Origin of the sequence: Nocardia sp. NPDC005746 (assembly GCF_040630785.1) — a bacterium.
GTDB lineage: Bacteria > Actinomycetota > Actinomycetes > Mycobacteriales > Mycobacteriaceae > Nocardia.
This window is the reverse complement of the sequence record NZ_JBEXYE010000018.1, coordinates 127,716-143,069: the sequence shown is the minus strand read 5'-3', so window position 1 is coordinate 143,069 and position 15,354 is coordinate 127,716. Positions and strand designations below refer to the sequence as shown.

Annotated in this window: 15 protein-coding genes; 6 read left to right on the top strand and 9 right to left on the bottom strand. The window is 68.9% G+C overall.

The window, feature by feature from the left end; all coding sequences use genetic code 11:
• Nucleotides 1-791 (bottom strand): DUF222 domain-containing protein (locus ABZ412_RS28550; protein WP_357285998.1); only part of this gene is annotated, 791 nt, incomplete at its 3' end.
• Between the two features lie 272 nt (nt 792-1,063).
• Between ABZ412_RS28550 and ABZ412_RS28545 the strand changes: the two genes are divergently transcribed.
• The 4 genes from ABZ412_RS28545 (at nt 1,064) to ABZ412_RS28530 (ending at nt 5,657) form a co-directional block, all read left to right on the top strand.
• A complete protein-coding gene (locus ABZ412_RS28545) occupies nt 1,064-1,801 on the top strand; it encodes an alpha/beta hydrolase (RefSeq protein ID WP_357285995.1) in 738 nt (245 codons plus the stop codon).
• A 161-nt stretch (nt 1,802-1,962) separates the two neighbouring features.
• Nucleotides 1,963-3,537, top strand: a complete 1,575-nt coding sequence (locus ABZ412_RS28540; protein WP_357285992.1) for an FAD-dependent monooxygenase — start codon at nt 1,963-1,965, stop codon at nt 3,535-3,537.
• Between the two features lie 123 nt (nt 3,538-3,660).
• Entirely contained in the window at nt 3,661-4,539 is an 879-nt protein-coding gene (locus ABZ412_RS28535; RefSeq protein WP_357285989.1) for an alpha/beta hydrolase, read from the top strand.
• Nucleotides 4,540-4,541: 2 nt separating this feature from the next.
• On the top strand, nt 4,542-5,657 hold the full coding sequence (locus tag ABZ412_RS28530; RefSeq protein WP_357285987.1) for a helix-turn-helix domain-containing protein: 1,116 nt from the start codon (nt 4,542-4,544) through the stop codon (nt 5,655-5,657).
• Here ABZ412_RS28530 and ABZ412_RS28525 read toward each other — a convergent pair.
• The 4 genes from ABZ412_RS28525 to ABZ412_RS28510 form a co-directional block, all read right to left on the bottom strand.
• Entirely contained in the window at nt 5,633-5,923 is a 291-nt protein-coding gene (locus ABZ412_RS28525) for a hypothetical protein (RefSeq protein ID WP_357285984.1), read from the bottom strand. The genes ABZ412_RS28530 and ABZ412_RS28525 overlap by 25 nt on opposite strands.
• A 45-nt stretch (nt 5,924-5,968) precedes the next feature.
• Nucleotides 5,969-6,409, bottom strand: a complete 441-nt coding sequence (locus ABZ412_RS28520) for a hypothetical protein (RefSeq protein WP_357285981.1) — start codon at nt 6,407-6,409, stop codon at nt 5,969-5,971.
• Nucleotides 6,410-6,609: 200 nt separating this feature from the next.
• Nucleotides 6,610-7,641, bottom strand: a complete 1,032-nt coding sequence (locus ABZ412_RS28515) for a hypothetical protein (protein WP_357285978.1) — start codon at nt 7,639-7,641, stop codon at nt 6,610-6,612.
• Between the two features lie 32 nt (nt 7,642-7,673).
• Nucleotides 7,674-8,183, bottom strand: coding sequence for a hypothetical protein (locus ABZ412_RS28510; protein WP_357285975.1), 510 nt, complete (start codon nt 8,181-8,183; stop codon nt 7,674-7,676).
• A 149-nt stretch (nt 8,184-8,332) separates the two neighbouring features.
• On the opposite strand from ABZ412_RS28510, the gene rho reads away from it, so the two are divergent.
• A complete protein-coding gene (rho, locus tag ABZ412_RS28505) occupies nt 8,333-9,565 on the top strand; it encodes a transcription termination factor Rho (RefSeq protein WP_357286024.1) in 1,233 nt (410 codons plus the stop codon).
• Here rho and ABZ412_RS28500 read toward each other — a convergent pair.
• From ABZ412_RS28500 to pheS, 3 genes are all read right to left on the bottom strand, one after another.
• Nucleotides 9,552-10,337 carry an alpha/beta hydrolase gene (locus ABZ412_RS28500; RefSeq protein WP_357285973.1) on the bottom strand — a complete coding sequence of 262 codons (786 nt, stop codon included), beginning with the start codon at nt 10,335-10,337 and terminating at the stop codon, nt 9,552-9,554. The genes rho and ABZ412_RS28500 overlap by 14 nt on opposite strands.
• 63 nt (nt 10,338-10,400) lie before the next feature.
• Nucleotides 10,401-12,902 (bottom strand): phenylalanine--tRNA ligase subunit beta, encoded by a 2,502-nt coding sequence (pheT, locus tag ABZ412_RS28495; RefSeq protein WP_357285970.1) that lies wholly within the window; start codon nt 12,900-12,902, stop codon nt 10,401-10,403.
• A 32-nt stretch (nt 12,903-12,934) separates the two neighbouring features.
• On the bottom strand, nt 12,935-13,993 hold the full coding sequence (gene pheS / locus ABZ412_RS28490) for a phenylalanine--tRNA ligase subunit alpha (RefSeq protein WP_357285968.1): 1,059 nt from the start codon (nt 13,991-13,993) through the stop codon (nt 12,935-12,937).
• Nucleotides 13,994-14,178: 185 nt separating this feature from the next.
• On the opposite strand from pheS, the gene lipB reads away from it, so the two are divergent.
• A complete protein-coding gene (gene lipB / locus ABZ412_RS28485) occupies nt 14,179-14,850 on the top strand; it encodes a lipoyl(octanoyl) transferase LipB (RefSeq protein ID WP_357285965.1) in 672 nt (223 codons plus the stop codon).
• On the opposite strand, the gene ABZ412_RS28480 is transcribed toward lipB, so the two are convergent.
• Nucleotides 14,828-15,349 carry a hypothetical protein gene (locus tag ABZ412_RS28480; RefSeq protein WP_357285963.1) on the bottom strand — a complete coding sequence of 174 codons (522 nt, stop codon included), beginning with the start codon at nt 15,347-15,349 and terminating at the stop codon, nt 14,828-14,830. The genes lipB and ABZ412_RS28480 overlap by 23 nt on opposite strands.
• Nucleotides 15,350-15,354 lie beyond the last annotated feature (5 nt).

Genomic DNA, 15,354 nt, shown 5'->3' with positions numbered 1-15,354 from the left:
GCAGCATCGAGCACCGAATTCTCGATGAACCCATCACGCGCGGTCGGGCTTTCAGCATCTTCCACATTGCACATACCCGGACGCGCCAGCTTCGCAAACGCAGCATCGAGCAACGCACGCAGCTCAGGAGTGATCCAGCCCTCGATCCGCGTCATCCCGTCCACACCAGGACGACACAACGTGATCCCGCGACGGCGGCGACGATCCGCGTCCGACACGACCTTCCCGTCCGGGTCCAGACGCGCGAGGATGTCACGCCCGATCTTCAACAGATCATCCGGCCACCCACTACGCGAGTAATCCACCAGGATCTGCTCGGCCTCCACCCGCGCCTCAACAGGAACATCGAGAGGCAGGTGGTTCATCACGTCCAGGATGTGACGCACATGATCACGCGAGATCTCCCCAGCGGCAAACGCTTCGGCGGTCACCGGCAGCACCGGCGGCGCGACATGCCCGGTCTGCTGCACGAACTCCCCACACTGCTGAGTGATCTTCACCCGCACCGACGCGTCATACCGCGACAGCCCAAGAGTGTGGCGCAGGAACGGCACCATCTTCCCCGCCCCGCTACGCGAGTGCAGCGAACGCTCTCCCGCTTCGATGATCAGACACGTATCCAACGCCGCGAGTTGACGCTTGCAGGTTTCAACCTGCCGCATCAACGACACAACATCCTCGTCGGAGAACCCTGCCATCTCCCCACCCCGCACGGATTCGGTCAGAGTCGCCACCGCGGCCGCCAGTTCAGCAATACCGCAGTCGTCGAGTGTCACCCCATTCGAATCCATGCCCTGATTCTACCGCGATAGAGTGACTCAGATAGGCGAATTACATTGTGATACAAGGATTTTCAGAGACACGGAAGCCCATTCCCAACCAATTGCTTGCCACTCCCCATGCCGGTCGGTACGGTTCTCACGACCGTGACACCACGCAAGGAGGTGAGACCCATGAACGCTGATTTCATGTGGATGCTCCCCATCGTGGTCGCGGTCGGGCGTACGCAGTAGCTGTCGCCGGGAGCGCTTGTGTAGCAAGGCATTCCCGAGAGCAGAACATCATGCATTTCATTGCGCGGACATCGGTGAGCGGTGTCGTAGAACGTGAATTCCAGTTGGGCGAGATCACCGGTGTGCTGTGGTCCCCCGAATCCCATTCCGAGGGCGCGCCGCTGATCCTGTTGGGTCACAGCGGCGGCATGCACAAGAAGGCGCCGAACCTGGTGACCATGGCGCGCCATTTCGCGACGGAGAGCGGCTACCGGGTCGCCGCTATCGATGCTCCCGGGCATGGCGACCGGCCGCGCAACGCGGAGGATCAGCGGTGGGCCGAGGCGCTGCACGTGGCGCGGGCGGCCGGCGAACCGATGGATTCGATTATCGCCGACTACAACACGTCGCTGGCGGAGCGGGCCGCGCCGGAGTGGCAGGCCACCCTGGACGCACTCCAGGCACTGCCGGAGATCGGCCCGGACGCGCCGATCGGTTATGGCGGCATCACCTTGGGCACCGTCATCGGGATGTGGCTCACCGCGGTCGAACCCCGGATCCAGGCCGCGACTGTCGAACAGCGCGTCTTCGACGCGCTGTTCGACATCGCCCGCAAGATCACCGTCCCGCTCACGTTCCAAGTCGCCTGGAACGACGCGGAAATCGATCGCCGACCCAGTTTCGACTTGTTCGAGGCCTTCGCCTCGGAGGACAAGACGCTGCTGGCCACACCCGGTCGGCACAACCAGATGTCCAAGACGCAGCCCGATTTCGCGGCCGCGTTCCTGCGACACCACCTGGGCCGGTAAACGAAAAAACCGCCCGGCGATGGCGGACGGACGGAGTGGGGGGGTGGGTCGAACCACTTCCCTCTTCAACGTATATCGCACCCCGGGGCTTGCCACAAGACCCCTGTGATGCCGCAGAATCGCTCGCCGTAGCGAAAACCCACGGAAACGGAGTAATGCGAGTGCGTAGTACCGATGCCGACGTGATCATCGTGGGTGCGGGCCCGACGGGTCTGATGCTGGCCGCCGAACTGCGGCTGGCCGGGGTGCGGCCGATTGTGCTGGAACGGCAGCCGCAGCTGCGGACCGTTCCGAAGGCCAATGGTCTGGGTGGGCAGATCCTGCGCTTGCTGGACTATCGGGGGCTGACCGAGCGGCTCGGCGAGATCGGCGTGGATGCCGGTCCCACGGCGGCGATTCCGTTCGGCGGATTGCACGTGGACTTCAGCCCCTTGGTCGATTCGCCGTTGCAGGCGATGCACCTGCCGCAGCAGAAACTCGAACAGCTGCTGGATGATTGGTCGTCCGAGCTCGGCGCGGAAGTGCGCCGGGGTCACGAGGTGACCGCCCTCGAACAGGACGACGCCACGGTGACCGTGGACGTGCGTGGCCCGGGCGGCGACCACCGGCTCACCGCGCGCTATGTGGTGGCCTGCGACGGTTCGCGCAGCCGCGTGCGCGACCTGGTGGGAGTCGACTTCCCGGGCTCCACCTATCCGGAAGTCAACCGGCTGGGGCAGGTGAGCGTGCCGGATTCGGTGACGCAGCGGGAGAACGGGGACCTCGACGTCCCCGGGTTCGGCACCGTCACGGCCGGTTTCACCCGCACCGAGCACGGCGTGTTCGCGATGGGGTCGCTCGCCCCGGGCACGATGGCGATCCAGACCACCGAGGACACCATCGACGACACCGATGACAACGAGCCGCTGACCCTCACCGAACTGCAGGACAGCATCCGCCGCGTCCTCGGCGTCGACCTTCCACTGGGAGACCCGATCCGCCTGTCCCGTTACCAGTTCCAGGCCCGCCAGGCCGAACGGTACCGGGCCGGAAGGGTTTTCATTGCCGGTGATGCCGCGCACGCCTTTCCCATGACCGGTGTCGGCCTCAACGCGGGCATGCTCGACGCGATCAACCTGGCCTGGAAACTGGCCGCCGACCTGCACGGGCGGGCGCCGGAGGGACTGCTGGACAGCTATCACGCGGAGCGGTACTTCGCCGGCACCCGCATCATGATGCAGACCCAGGCTCAGGTGGCCTTGCGGCGCGGTGACGATCCGGCGGCGCTGGCGCTGCGGGAACTGTTCCAGGAACTCCTCACCGACGAGCCCGCCCTGCGCCGGGTCGGAGCTCTCATCGCGGGCACCGAGCTGCGCTACCCGCTGCCGAACCCCAACCAGCACCTCGTGACCGGCACCGTCGTCCCGGATCTGCCGCTGCGCACCGACGCGGGAGACACCCGCGTCGCCGAACTCCTGCGCACGGCCCGCCCGGTTCTGCTCGTCCTGGCCGACCGCCCGGACCTTCGCGCCATCGCCGAGGAGTGGGCCGGCCGTGTCGACCTCCGGGTCGCCGCCACCGACGACCGTCCCGGCGACGCCCTGCTGATCCGCCCGGACGCCCACATCGCCTGGGCCGCAACGGTCGACGAACCCGCGGACACGGCGGAGCCGGCGCTGCGGGACGCGCTCACCACCTGGTTCGGCGCCGCCGAAACGGCGAAGACCGAGGTGCGGGTCGGGGCGGTCAGCGACTGACCGGATCGGCCACACCACTGATCCGCCCTGCCCGAGCCGTCGGCCAAACCCCGCTTCCGGCGTTCAATTCCTGCATGCCGCCCATCGCGGCATCGGAGCGAAATCGCTGGGAAGGACCGGGAAATGACCGAGTATGTAGAGCTCGAGCACGGGCGGATCGCGTGTGACGTGACCGGTGACGGCCCGTTGGTGGTGCTGTCGCACGGGATGGGGACCTGGCGGCGGGATTTCCGTCATCTGGTCGCCCCGCTGGCCGCCGCCGGGTACCGCGTGGTCAACGTCGATATGCGCGGGCACGGCGAGTCCAGCGTGGACTGGCCGTCGGTGACCGGCAAGGCCGCCATCAGCCGCACCGACGTGGCCCTCGACCTGCTCGGAGTCATCCGGCATTTCGGGGGTCCGGCGGTGATCGTCGGGCATTCGCTGTCGGGTGGTTCGGCCACCATCGCGGCGGCCGAGGCGCCGGAGCTGGTATCGGCGATCGTCGAGATCAACCCTTTCACGCTCACCCAGAGTGTGGACTTCGGGGCGCTGTGGTCGGATCGCCGTCACCGCCGCGGCTTGCTCGAGCTGGTCGGCACCCAGCTGTTGAAGTCGTCCCGGCTGTGGTTCCGGTACCTCGACGGCGTGGCCTACCCGACCGCGCCCGCCGATCACGACGACTACCTCGCCGAACTGCGGACCCTCTTGGAACGCCCCGGCCGCTGGGCGGAATTCATGAAGACCGGCAAGACCACCCCCGCCGACGCCGAGGCCCGGCTGCCCGAGGTCCGCTGTCCCGCACTGGTGATCATGGGCGTGGACGATCCGGACTTCCCCCACCCCGAGGACGAGGCCCGCGCGATCGTGGCGGCCCTGCCGACCGGGTTCGGCCAGTTCGTCCTGGTCGATCGAGGCGGCCACTATCCGCACGCCCAGTTCCCCGACCGGGTGGCCGCGCTGATGATCCCGTTCCTGGACCGCCACACCACCCGCGATCCGGCCGGATCGGTCAGCAACTGACCATGACAGCCGCGCGCGCCGACTGCGATGATCGGGAGGTGCCCGCGCCTCGCACCATCGTCTTCGTCGTCTTCCAAGGCATGCAGATCTCCGAACTGGCGGGACCGCTCGATGTGTTCGCGCTCCTCAACACCATCGTCGAGACGCCGCCGGATCGGCTGCCACCGGAATTGCATGGTCCGGCCGGCACTCTCGGCAAGACCGGGGACGCCTCCGGCGACGACTCCCCCGCACTGCCGTATCGGCTGCTGACGGCGTCGCCGGGCGGACTGCCCATCGAAGCCGATGGCGGACTGACCCTCTCGGTCGCGCATTCGCTCGAGGACATCGCCGCCGGGGACGACTTCGACACCCTCATCGTGGTGGGCGGCGATGTCCACGGTCCCGGGGCGGCGGCGGTGGTCCCCGCTCTCCCCACCCTCGCCCGTAAGGCTCGCCGGGTGACGTCGGTGTGCGCGGGCGCGCTGCTGCTGGCCGCCGCGGGTCTGCTCGACGGCTACCGGGCCACCACTCACTGGGGTTCGACCGCTCTACTCGCCCAACGCTATCCGCGGGTCACCGTCGAACCGGACCGCATCTACGTCCGCGACCGCAATCGCTGGACCTCCGCGGGCATGTCCGCGGGCGTCGATCTGGCGCTGGCCCTGGTCGAGGACGACCACGGTCGCGAGACGGCCGCCATGATCGCGCGGGTGTACGTGGTGTTCACCCGCCGTCCGGGCGGTCAGGCCCAATTCAGCGCCCAGTTGCGCAGTCAGCCCGCCCGCACGCCCGCCATCCAGGCCGTACAGCAGTGGCTGCCCGACCACCTCGGCGACGAGCTCACGGTGAGCGAACTCGCCGCCCGCGCGGGTATGAGCGAACGTCATTTCGCCCGCGCCTTCCGCGCCGAAACCGGCTGCACGCCCGCGGCATTCGTGGAGGACCTGCGGGTGGAGGCGGCCCGCCGACTCCTGGAGTCCACCGAACTGACGATCGCCGCGATCGCCCGGCAGGTCGGCTACCGCCACGGGGAGACATTGCACCGGGTGTTCACCCGCCGCCTGGCCACCACGCCCGAACGCTACCGCCAGCATTTCGCCCTGGGCCCGGCTCAGCCGACCGGCACCAGCGAGTAGATCCACCACGGCCGCTGCGGCAGTTCGAATTCGAAGAGCTGGACGTGCATGCTCACCCATTCGCCGGTCTCGGGTGAGCGCACCCGGATGGGACGGCGCTCGGTATCGGCGGGCGCGACCTCGGTCGACCAGAACCGCTCCCGGACGGCGATATCGGGTGTCTGCCAGGGGACGCCACGAACGCGGGCACCTCGGGTCGCCGTAGTCCGTGAGGCGTGCCGAAAGACAGGCCCGGGTCGCGCCGGTGGACCCGATGAGGGGTCCACCGCCGGGCGATATCGCCGGTCGCACAACGGTTTTCATCCACGCCGTCAGGCGACCGCGATGTGCTGGTGGTCGGTGCGGATGCGGCCGTGCTCGTCGAGCGCCAGCACGTCCAGGCCGCCGCCGACCACGGCGCCGTCCTCGGTCACCATGGACCAGGTGACGGCGACGACATGGTTCAGCAGCGCCGTCGCCTCCCCGCGCCGCACGAAACGGTGGCCGGTGCCGATGAACATGTCGTAGGCGCGCTCCACGCGACGTTCCATGGCGTGGTGGCCGCGGACCTCGAGGGCCGGGATCGGGAAGTTCAGCTCGGCGGCCGCGTTGCGCAGGTCCTCGGGCGGATCGACGAGGATCTGCGCGCCGTCCTCGGCCCACAGGTCGGCGATGAGCTTGCGGCGCACCTGCGGGTCGGGCTCGTTCCACTGCGCGATGTAGCGATCGGTGAGGTCATTGATGTCGATGGCGGTCTCGTTGCTGTTCGTCATGACCATGAGTCTGCGAGGAATCGATGAGGTGCGCGATTCCCTCCAGGGAATGACGCACACAGCCCTCCAGGGAATGACGCACACAGCCCCCCAGGGAATGACGAGCACCACCCTCCAGGGACTGGCGAACACCGCCCCCGCGGGAACGACACAGGGCCGCACGCGGATTCCGCGCGCGGCCCTGTGGCAGGTACCGGCCGTCAGTTCCCGGCGAGCACCGCCAGCACCGGCTCGGACAGGAAGAACGGCTCCAGCCGCTCGCGGATCAGCTTGGCCAGCACGCCGTTCCGCTTGGCGGCCTCCACCACGGCCGGGCCGTAGCGCAGGATCTCCTCGGCGATGACCGCCTCGGACAGGCCCAGCTCGGGCAGCATGGCGGCCAGGGTGTGGTCGCCATACTTCTCGAAGAACACCTCGACGCCCTGGTCCACCAGCACGCCGACGTATTCCTTGTTGCGGGTGGTCACCGCGATCCGGTGGATGATCAGCGCCAGATCCTTCAGGTCCTGCTGCGACAGGTACTCGCGCAGGCCGCTGACCGGTTCCCCGGCGTGCAGGTCCCAGAACTCCATGGCGGCGTCGTGCACGGGCGCGTCGCGCAGCATCTCGCGGATGGCGTTATTGGTCCGCTTGAGCGCGAATTGCGCTCCCTTCCCGGCCATTTCGCCGATGAAGGTGCCACCGGCCTTCTCCGCCGCCTTGCGCGCGGTCTTGGCGGCATTGGTGCCCATCGACACCAGCGAGCCGACCCCGGGAATCTTCGAGGCCATCTGCTTGTTGGTCTCCATGAGATCGTCGACCAGCTTGTCCACGAACTTGGCGGCCACGGTCGCGATCAGGGGGCTCTCGGTGAGGCGTTCCAGGATCCGCTCCTGGGCCTGGTGCATGCCGAAGAGCTTCTCCAGCAGCTGTTCGACCGGTTCGCGGTCGACCACGTCACCGAGGGTGTACTCGGTGTTCCCGGCGATGTCCTCGTAGAGCGTGTCGGCCAGCGTGCCGACCATCTCGCCCAGCACCGGGCTGCCGCCGATGAGGTCGATGACATTGGCGACGGTCTGCTTGGCCTGATCGATCTCGACCACGTCGCGGAAGATGATGGTGTCGGCGACGCCGATCACGTCTTTCACGTCGCGGGCGATCACTTCCGCGAAGCGGTCGCCGCTGACCTCGGCGACAATGAAGTCGACCTGCAGATCCAGCAGCTTCTCGGCGATTTCACGAGGCTCGGTCAAAGTTCCACCCAATCTTAGACGGAACGCCGGACCTACTCGGAATCGTTGCCGTGCATCGATTTTCGAATTTGATCCAGGCGTTCCCGCGCGGCCTTGGCGCGCGCATCCCACTGTTCCTCTACGCTACGGCCCACTGGTGTCTGCCGATCGAGCTCGCCCATCCCCTGCGAAGTCCCGTAGCGCTGCTCGACCTTATCGCGAACTGACTCGAAAGTAGGGACGCCGGCGGAGGTATAGCCGCCCACCGCGGGCCCGGTGTGGATACCCGCAGGCGGTACCGGTATCCCGGTCGCCACCGGACCCGCTCCGACCTGCCCGGATCCCCCGACCGTCTCAGACTGTGAATAGCTTTCCACCGGCAGGGTGTCAGGAGTCACATCGATGACATCCGGCGCATGACCGAGAGTATCGGTCAGGGACCGCGCCACCGCGTGCAGGGCGGCCAGACCGGCCCGGCCCTCGGTGGCGGCGGCGACCACGGCCGCGAGTTCGGCGTCCGGCAGCTGCGCCAACAACGCCGCGAGTTCCTGGGCATCGCTCATGGGTTCCAGGCTACGCATTGACCGCGCAGCGCGGGGTGACGTACCGTGGTGGCGTCGCGATCCCGTGGACGCAGGTCGACGCAGAGTCCCTCCCACCGCGATTTCCTTCCTCACCGAGCAGATCCCGCCCCATGCGGTGATCCCTCGGCATTCATCCGCGGTCTCCCACCGCCCCTCGGCCGTATCCGGCCACAGCAAGGAGAAACACCATAACAACCACCGAAATCCGGCCCCCGGTCGTATCCACCGATCCGACCCCGGCCCTCGACCACATAGAAACACTCACTCCCGCAACAGGAATCCTGGATATGCACGGTCAGACCGGCGTCCTGCGCCGCGACGGCTACCTGCCCGGCCCGCACGACGTCCACGTCCCGGCCCGCCTGATCCGCACGCACGGACTGCGCCCCGGCGACCTGGTCGCCGGACTCGCGCAACCGAATCCCAAGGGCGGCAAGCAAGCTCCGCTCGTGCGCGTCGACACCGTCAACGGCCGACCGGCCGCCGAGGCGGCCGCGCGACCGCACTTCCGGGAACTGACCCCCATCCACCCGAACGAGCGGCTGCGCCTGGAAACCCGGCCGAACCAGCTCACCACCCGCGTCACCGACCTGATCATGCCGATCGGCAAGGGCCAGCGCGCGCTGATCGTCGCACCGCCCAAGGCGGGCAAAACCTCTGTGCTGCAGTCGATCGCGCACGGCATCGCCGTCAATCACCCCGAGGCCCACCTGATGCTGGTGCTGGTCGGCGAGCGCCCCGAGGAGGTCACCGACCTGTCCCGCGGCGTCCCCGCCGAGGTGGTCGCCGCCACCTTCGACCACTCCCCCGCCGAGCAGACCGCCCTGGCCGAACTGGCCATCGAACGGGCGCAGCGCCTGGTCGAGGAGGGCCGCGACGTCGTCGTGCTGCTCGACTCGCTCACCCGGCTGGCCCGCGCCTACAACACCTCCGGACCGGCCTCGGGCCGAATCCTCTCCGGCGGTGTGGATTCCACCGCGCTGCTGCCGCCCAAGCGGTTCCTGGGCGCGGCCCGCAATATCGAGCACGGCGGTTCGCTGACCATCGTGGCCAGCGCGCTCGTCGAAACCGGTTCGCTCGCCGACACCGTCATCTTCGAGGAGTACAAGGGCACCGGCAATGCCGAGCTCAAACTGGACCGCGCCCTGGCCGGCCGCCATGTCTTCCCGGCGGTGGACATCGCCAAGTCCAGCACGCGCCGCGACGATCTGCTGCTCGACCCGGCCGAACGCCAGGCCATCGCCACCCTGCGCCGCACCCTCGCCGATCTGGACGATCAGCGCGCCCTCGAGCTGCTCCTCGACGGCCTGCGCAAGACCGGCGGCAATGCCGAGTTCCTCGCCAATATCAGCCGGAAATGAGCCGCTTGGGCGGTAGTACGCCCGCCGCCCAGGACGCGACCCGCTCGGCCCAGCCGGGGAATCCGATCAGGTTGTTGTGCAGCCCGCCCGGATAGATCACCAGCTCCTTGGGCTCCGGCGCCGCCGCGAACAACTCCCGCCCCATCCGCACGGGCAACAGCTCATCCGCGTCCCCGTGCATGATCAGGACCGGGCAGCTCAACCGCCGAATCCGCCGCAGACTCGGATAAGCGTTGGGCACGAAGATCTTCGGCAGGAACGGATACACCGCCGTCGCCGCGTCCCGCATGCTCGTGAACGTCGACATGAGCAGCAATGCCGCGGGCGGCACAGCGTTCGCCAACTCCAGCATCACTCCCCCGCCGAGCGACTTGCCGAGATACACGACCCGCTCGGCATCCACCCCGGGCTGCGCCAGCAACGCCTCCCGCGCGGCCCGCACATCCTGATACGTCCCGCTCTCGCCCGGCCGCCCGGTACTGCGCCCGTACCCCCGGTAATCGAACGTCATCACATCGAATCCGGCCGACGCCAGCATGCCCAGCATCGGTGATCGGTCCCCGATGTTCCCACCATTGCCGTGCGCGAACAGGATGTGCCCCACCGGTTCCCCCACCGCCGGCACGAACCACGCGTTGACGGTCTCCCCGTCGGAGGTACGCAAGTACAGGTCCGCATAGGCGAACCCATACGTTTCGGGAGTCTCCATGATGCCGCGCTCGCCCGGTTGATAGCTGAGGGCGTTGAGGACGGGCGTCGCCGGATGCCACATGGTTCATTCATACCCAAAGGGCCCCGATCCATCAGGATCGGGGCCCTTCGCGGTGGCCTGGGATCAGCCGCGCAGGACCGCGCCCACAGTGTCCGAGGCGCGGGCGACGGCCGCGTCGCGGGCGGCGCTGGCCTCGTCCTCGGTGAGGGTGCGGTCGGTGGCCCGGAAGCGCAGGGCGTAGGTCAGGGATTTGCGGCCCTCACCCGCCTGCGCGCCCTCGTACACGTCGAACAGGGAGATGTCCTCGAGCAGTTCGCCGGCGCCGGTGCGCAGCGCGTTCTCCACCGTCACGGCGGGGACGGCCTTGTCGACGCTGACCGAGACGTCCTGCAGCACCGCGGGGAACGCGGAAACCACCGGGGCGGGCCGGATCTCGCGCAGCGGCAGGGCGTCGAGGTCGAGCTGGAAGGCGCAGGTGCGCGGCGGCAGACCGGAGCGCTCCAGCACGGCGGGGTGCAGTTCGCCCGCGTGGCCGACGACGACGCCGTCCACCAGCAGCTCGGCGCAACGGCCCGGGTGCCACGGAAGGAACTGCGCCGCACGGCGTTCGATGGTCAGACCGGCGGCCTGGGCGATCGCGTCGACCAGGGCGAAAGCGTCCGACGCCTCGACCGGGCGGCCCGGGCCCCACGGTCCGCGCGGCTCGCGCCGGCCGGTGAGGACCGCGCCGACGCGGGTCGGCTGCTCGGGCAGCGAGTCGAGCAGGACCTGGATCTCGTCGTCGGTCGGGCGGCGATCCACGGGCAGCAGCCCGACGGGCGCGGTCCGCTCGGTCGGCAGAGTGACCTGGCCGATCGCGTAGATCGCGAGATCGCGCTGGCCGCGGGAGATATTGCGGGCCGCGATCTCCAGCAGACCGGGCAGCAGCGTGGTCGACAATTCCGCGCGCTCGACGTCGAGCGGGTTCAGCACCCGCAGCGTGTTGCGGCGCGGGTCGTCGGCGTCCAGACCCCAGGTGTCGAAGACACCGGCCTGCATGAAGACCGGGGCGGGCACCTCGACGCAGCCCTCGAACGCCAGCGCCTTGCTCACGGCGCGGCGACGCAGCTGAGCGGCGGTGAGGCCGCGCCCGGCCGGGGCGGTGGGCAGCACCGACGGGATCTGGTCCAGCCCCTCCAGGCGCAGCACCTCCTCCACCAGGTCGGCGGGCTGGGTGAGGTCGGGACGCCAGGACGGCGGGGTCACGATCAGCTGCGGGTGACCGGCCTCGCTGACGCCGACCTCGATGGCGCAGCCGACCTGCTGCAGGCGACGGGTGGCCGCGCCGGGCGCGTAGTGCACGCCCGCGGTGCGGTCGGCCAGATCGATGTCCATGGTGATCGGGGCCGCGGCCGGGGTGGGCACGCGCACGTCGGTCAGCACGGATTCGACGGTGCCACCGGCGATCTCGGCCAGCAGGGTGGCGGCGCGATCGAGGGCGGCGATATTGACCTCGGGGTCCACGATCCGCTCGAAACGGCGGCTGGCCTCGGAGCCCAGCTTGTGGCGGCGCGCGGTGCGCGCCACGGCCACCGGGTTCCAGGTGGCGGCCTCGAGCAGGATGTCGGTGGAGGTGTCCGACACCTCGGTGCTCGCGCCGCCCATGATGCCGGCCAGCGAGATGACCCCGGACTCGTCGGTGATCACCACGTCCTCGGCGTCGAGGGTGCGCTCGGCCTCGTCGAGGGTGCGCAGGGTCTCGCCGGTGTTGGCGCGGCGCACCACGAATCCGCCGCGCACCTTGGCGGCGTCGAAGGCGTGCAGCGGCTGACCGAGTTCGAGCATCACGTAGTTGGTGACGTCCACGGCCGGGGAGATCGGGCGCACGCCCGACAGCAGCAGGCGGCGCTGCAGCCACCACGGGCTCACGGCCTTCGGGTCGATGCCGGTGACGCGGCGCACCGCGAAACGCGTGCAGCCCGACGCGGGTTCGATCTTCACCGGCCACGCCTCGACCTCGGAGTCCGGCAGCAGCCGCACGGCCGGATCGCCGTACTCCAGGTCGAAGCCGCAGGCCAGCTCACGCGCCAGACCGCGCGCGGAGAACGCGTAGCCGCGGTCGGGGGTGATGGCCAGCTCGATGATGGTGTCGCCCAGGCCCAGCAGCTCGTTGGCGTCCGCGCCGGGCTCGGCGGTGCCGGGCTCGAGTACCAGGATGCCGCTGTGGTCCTTGCCGATGCCGAGTTCGGCGACCGAGCAGATCATGCCATTGCTGGTGTGGCCGTAGGTCTTCCGCGACGAGATCTTGAATCCGCCGGGCAGCTCGCCGCCGGGCAGCACCACCACGACCAGGTCGCCGACGGCGAAGTTCCGTGCGCCGCAGACGATCTCCTGCAGCTCGGCGTTGCCGACGTCGACCTTGCAGAAGCGGATCGGCTTCTTGAACTCGGTCAGCTCGGTGATCTCGGCGACCCGGCCGACCACCAGCGGCTTGTCGATGTCACCGCCGATGGGCGCCAGATGGTCGACCTCTTCGACCTCGAGACCGACCCGGACGAACCCCGCGTCGAGCTCCTCGGCCGTCACCGACCACCCGGGGGTGGTCCGCTGCAGGATGTCCGTCAGCCAGGACTGAGCTACTCGCACTTGACGTTTCGCTTCCTCGTATCGGGGTCAGGTCAGGACTGGATGCCGAACGGCAGCGTGAACCGCACATCGCCCTCGACGATGTCGCGCATGTCCGGCAGGCCGTTGCGGAACTGCAGGGTTCGCTCCAGGCCCATGCCGAACGCGAAGCCGCTGTACACCTCGGGGTCGATGCCGCTGGCGATGAGCACCTTCGGGTTCACCATGCCGCAGCCGCCCCACTCGACCCAGCCGGGGCCGCCCTTCTTGTCCTCGAACCACACGTCCACCTCGGCGGACGGCTCGGTGAAGGGGAAGAAGCTGGGCCGCATGCGGGTGGTGGTGTTCGGGCCGAACAGCGCCCGCGCGAAACCGTCCAGGGTGCCCTTGAGGTGGGCCATGGTCAGGCCCTTGTCGATAGCCAGGCCCTCGATCTGCGAGAACACCGGGGTGTGGGTGGCGTCCAGCTCGTCGGTGCGGAACGTGCGGCCCGGGCACACCACGTAGATCGGCAGCTCGCGAGACAGCATGGTGCGCACCTGAACCGGCGAGGTGTGGGTGCGCAGCACCTGCCGCGACCCCTCCGGCGCGATGTGGAAGGTGTCCTGCATGGTGCGGGCCGGATGGTCGGGCAGGAAGTTCAGGGCGTCGAAGTTGAAGTGCTCGGTCTCGACCTCGGGGCCCTCGGCGACCTCCCAGCCCATGGCCACGAACACGTCCGCGACCCGCTCGGACAGCACCGAGATGGGGTGCCGCGCGCCGGGGGCGCGCCGGTCGGCGGGCAGGGTCACGTCGATGGTCTCCGCCACCAGGACCGCCGCGTCGCGCTCGGCGAGCAGCTCGGCCTGGCGGGTCTCGTAGGCCTGCGACACCCGGCCGCGCGCCACGTTCACCCGCTTGCCCGCGTCGGCCTTCTCCTCCTTGGGCAGCGTGCCCAGTGACCGCTGCGCCAGCGAGATCGGCGACTTGCCACCCATGTACTCGGTCTTGGCCGTGGCCAGCTCGTCCAGGGTCGAGGCCGAGGCGAACGCCTTCTCCGCGGCTTCCGCGGCGGCGGAGAGCGACTCCTCGCTCAACGCGGCGGTCTGCTCGGCACTGTTGTCATCGGCCACGATGGTTCGTCACTCCCCAGGCTGGTTACGGGTCGGGCGGAAAGTCTGATCGCTAATGGTTACTGCCCACCCATTCTTGCTGGTCGCATCGTAAACCTTGTAATCAGCCCACCTCACCTGGATTTTCCCAGCTCGGGCCCACCCTTCGGCGTGGTGGTGACCACAACGGTGGTACCAATGGACTCGTGAAGTCCCGGCCCCTGACCTTGATCGACGACTCCGCCCGCCTCATCGAGTACTCGGCGGCGATGGACCGCATGCAGCAGATGTGGGAGGAGCGCGTCGCCGACCAGCGGCCCGACACGCTGTGGCTGCTGAGCCACGAACAGACCTTCACCATCGGCCGCCGCACCCCCGAGGAGCACCTGCCGGCCCCCGACACCGACATCCCGGTCTTCACCACCAACCGGGGCGGCCAGCTCACCTACCACGCCCCCGGCCAGCTGGTTGGCTATCTCATCGTGAAGCTGCGGCCCGGCGAGGGCGTCGTGGACCTGATCCGCGATATGGAACTGCGCCTCGTCGCGGCGCTGGCCGAACTCGGCATCCCGGCCGAGCGCCGCGTCACCCCGCCCGGCTCGGAGCTGCTCACCGGCGTCTGGACCCGCGACACCGGCCGCAAGATCACCTCGATCGGCATGCGCGTCGGCCGCAATGTCTCCACCCACGGCTTCGCGCTCAATGTCACCGGCGACCTGTCGCCGTGGAAGCTCGCCGTCGCCTGCGGGCTGCCCGATGTCGACATGACCTCGGTGGAAAGGGAACTGAACGACGACGAAGCCCCGACGATGGAGCGCGTCGTCGCGGCCATCGCCGGGGCCTTCGAGGCGAGCGCTACCCCGTCTCCCCTGCTCTGACCGGGACCCGCCGGATCGCGTTCACGATCGGCGCGGTTCCCAGGGCGGCGAACAGGGCCACCGCGATGTAGACCAGCTGCTCGGGAATCCGGAACCACAACGGTGTGGCCGCCTGGCCGTCGAAGGAGACATTGTCCACGGCCGCATGGATATTCGCGGGCAGCAGCAGGACGAACAGCACGACCAGGGCCAGACCCGCGAGGCGGCGGAACGGGACCAGGATCAGCCCCAGCGCACCCAGGTACTCCAGTACGCCGGTCGCGTAGACGGTGAAGTCGGGAAACGGCACGAACGACGGGACCATGGCGACCAGATCGCTGTGATGCGGCATGACCGTCACCGAGTCGGGGACGAAGTGCGCGGTGCCGGTCATGACGAGCATGAACGCCAGGCCGTGCGCGGCGGCGGAGCGCCAGGTCGCGAAGCGGGCCACGCCGACGGCGCCGAGCAGCCGCAGGATCAGGGTCGGGATCGCCAGCAGCAGGAGGGTCTCGAACATGATGC

What these genes read in the sequence shown, in the direction of transcription:
- ABZ412_RS28545 (WP_357285995.1), top strand. Translation starts at nt 1,064, where the DNA reads ATGCATTTCATTGCGCGGACATCGGTGAGCGGTGTCGTAGAACGTGAA.
- ABZ412_RS28535 (WP_357285989.1), top strand. Translation starts at nt 3,661, where the DNA reads ATGACCGAGTATGTAGAGCTCGAGCACGGGCGGATCGCGTGTGACGTG.
- ABZ412_RS28530 (WP_357285987.1), top strand. Translation starts at nt 4,542, where the DNA reads ATGACAGCCGCGCGCGCCGACTGCGATGATCGGGAGGTGCCCGCGCCT.
- ABZ412_RS28520 (WP_357285981.1), bottom strand. Translation starts at nt 6,409, where the DNA reads ATGACGAACAGCAACGAGACCGCCATCGACATCAATGACCTCACCGAT.
- ABZ412_RS28510 (WP_357285975.1), bottom strand. Translation starts at nt 8,183, where the DNA reads ATGAGCGATGCCCAGGAACTCGCGGCGTTGTTGGCGCAGCTGCCGGAC.
- ABZ412_RS28500 (WP_357285973.1), bottom strand. Translation starts at nt 10,337, where the DNA reads ATGTGGCATCCGGCGACGCCCGTCCTCAACGCCCTCAGCTATCAACCG.
- ABZ412_RS28480 (WP_357285963.1), bottom strand. Translation starts at nt 15,349, where the DNA reads ATGTTCGAGACCCTCCTGCTGCTGGCGATCCCGACCCTGATCCTGCGG.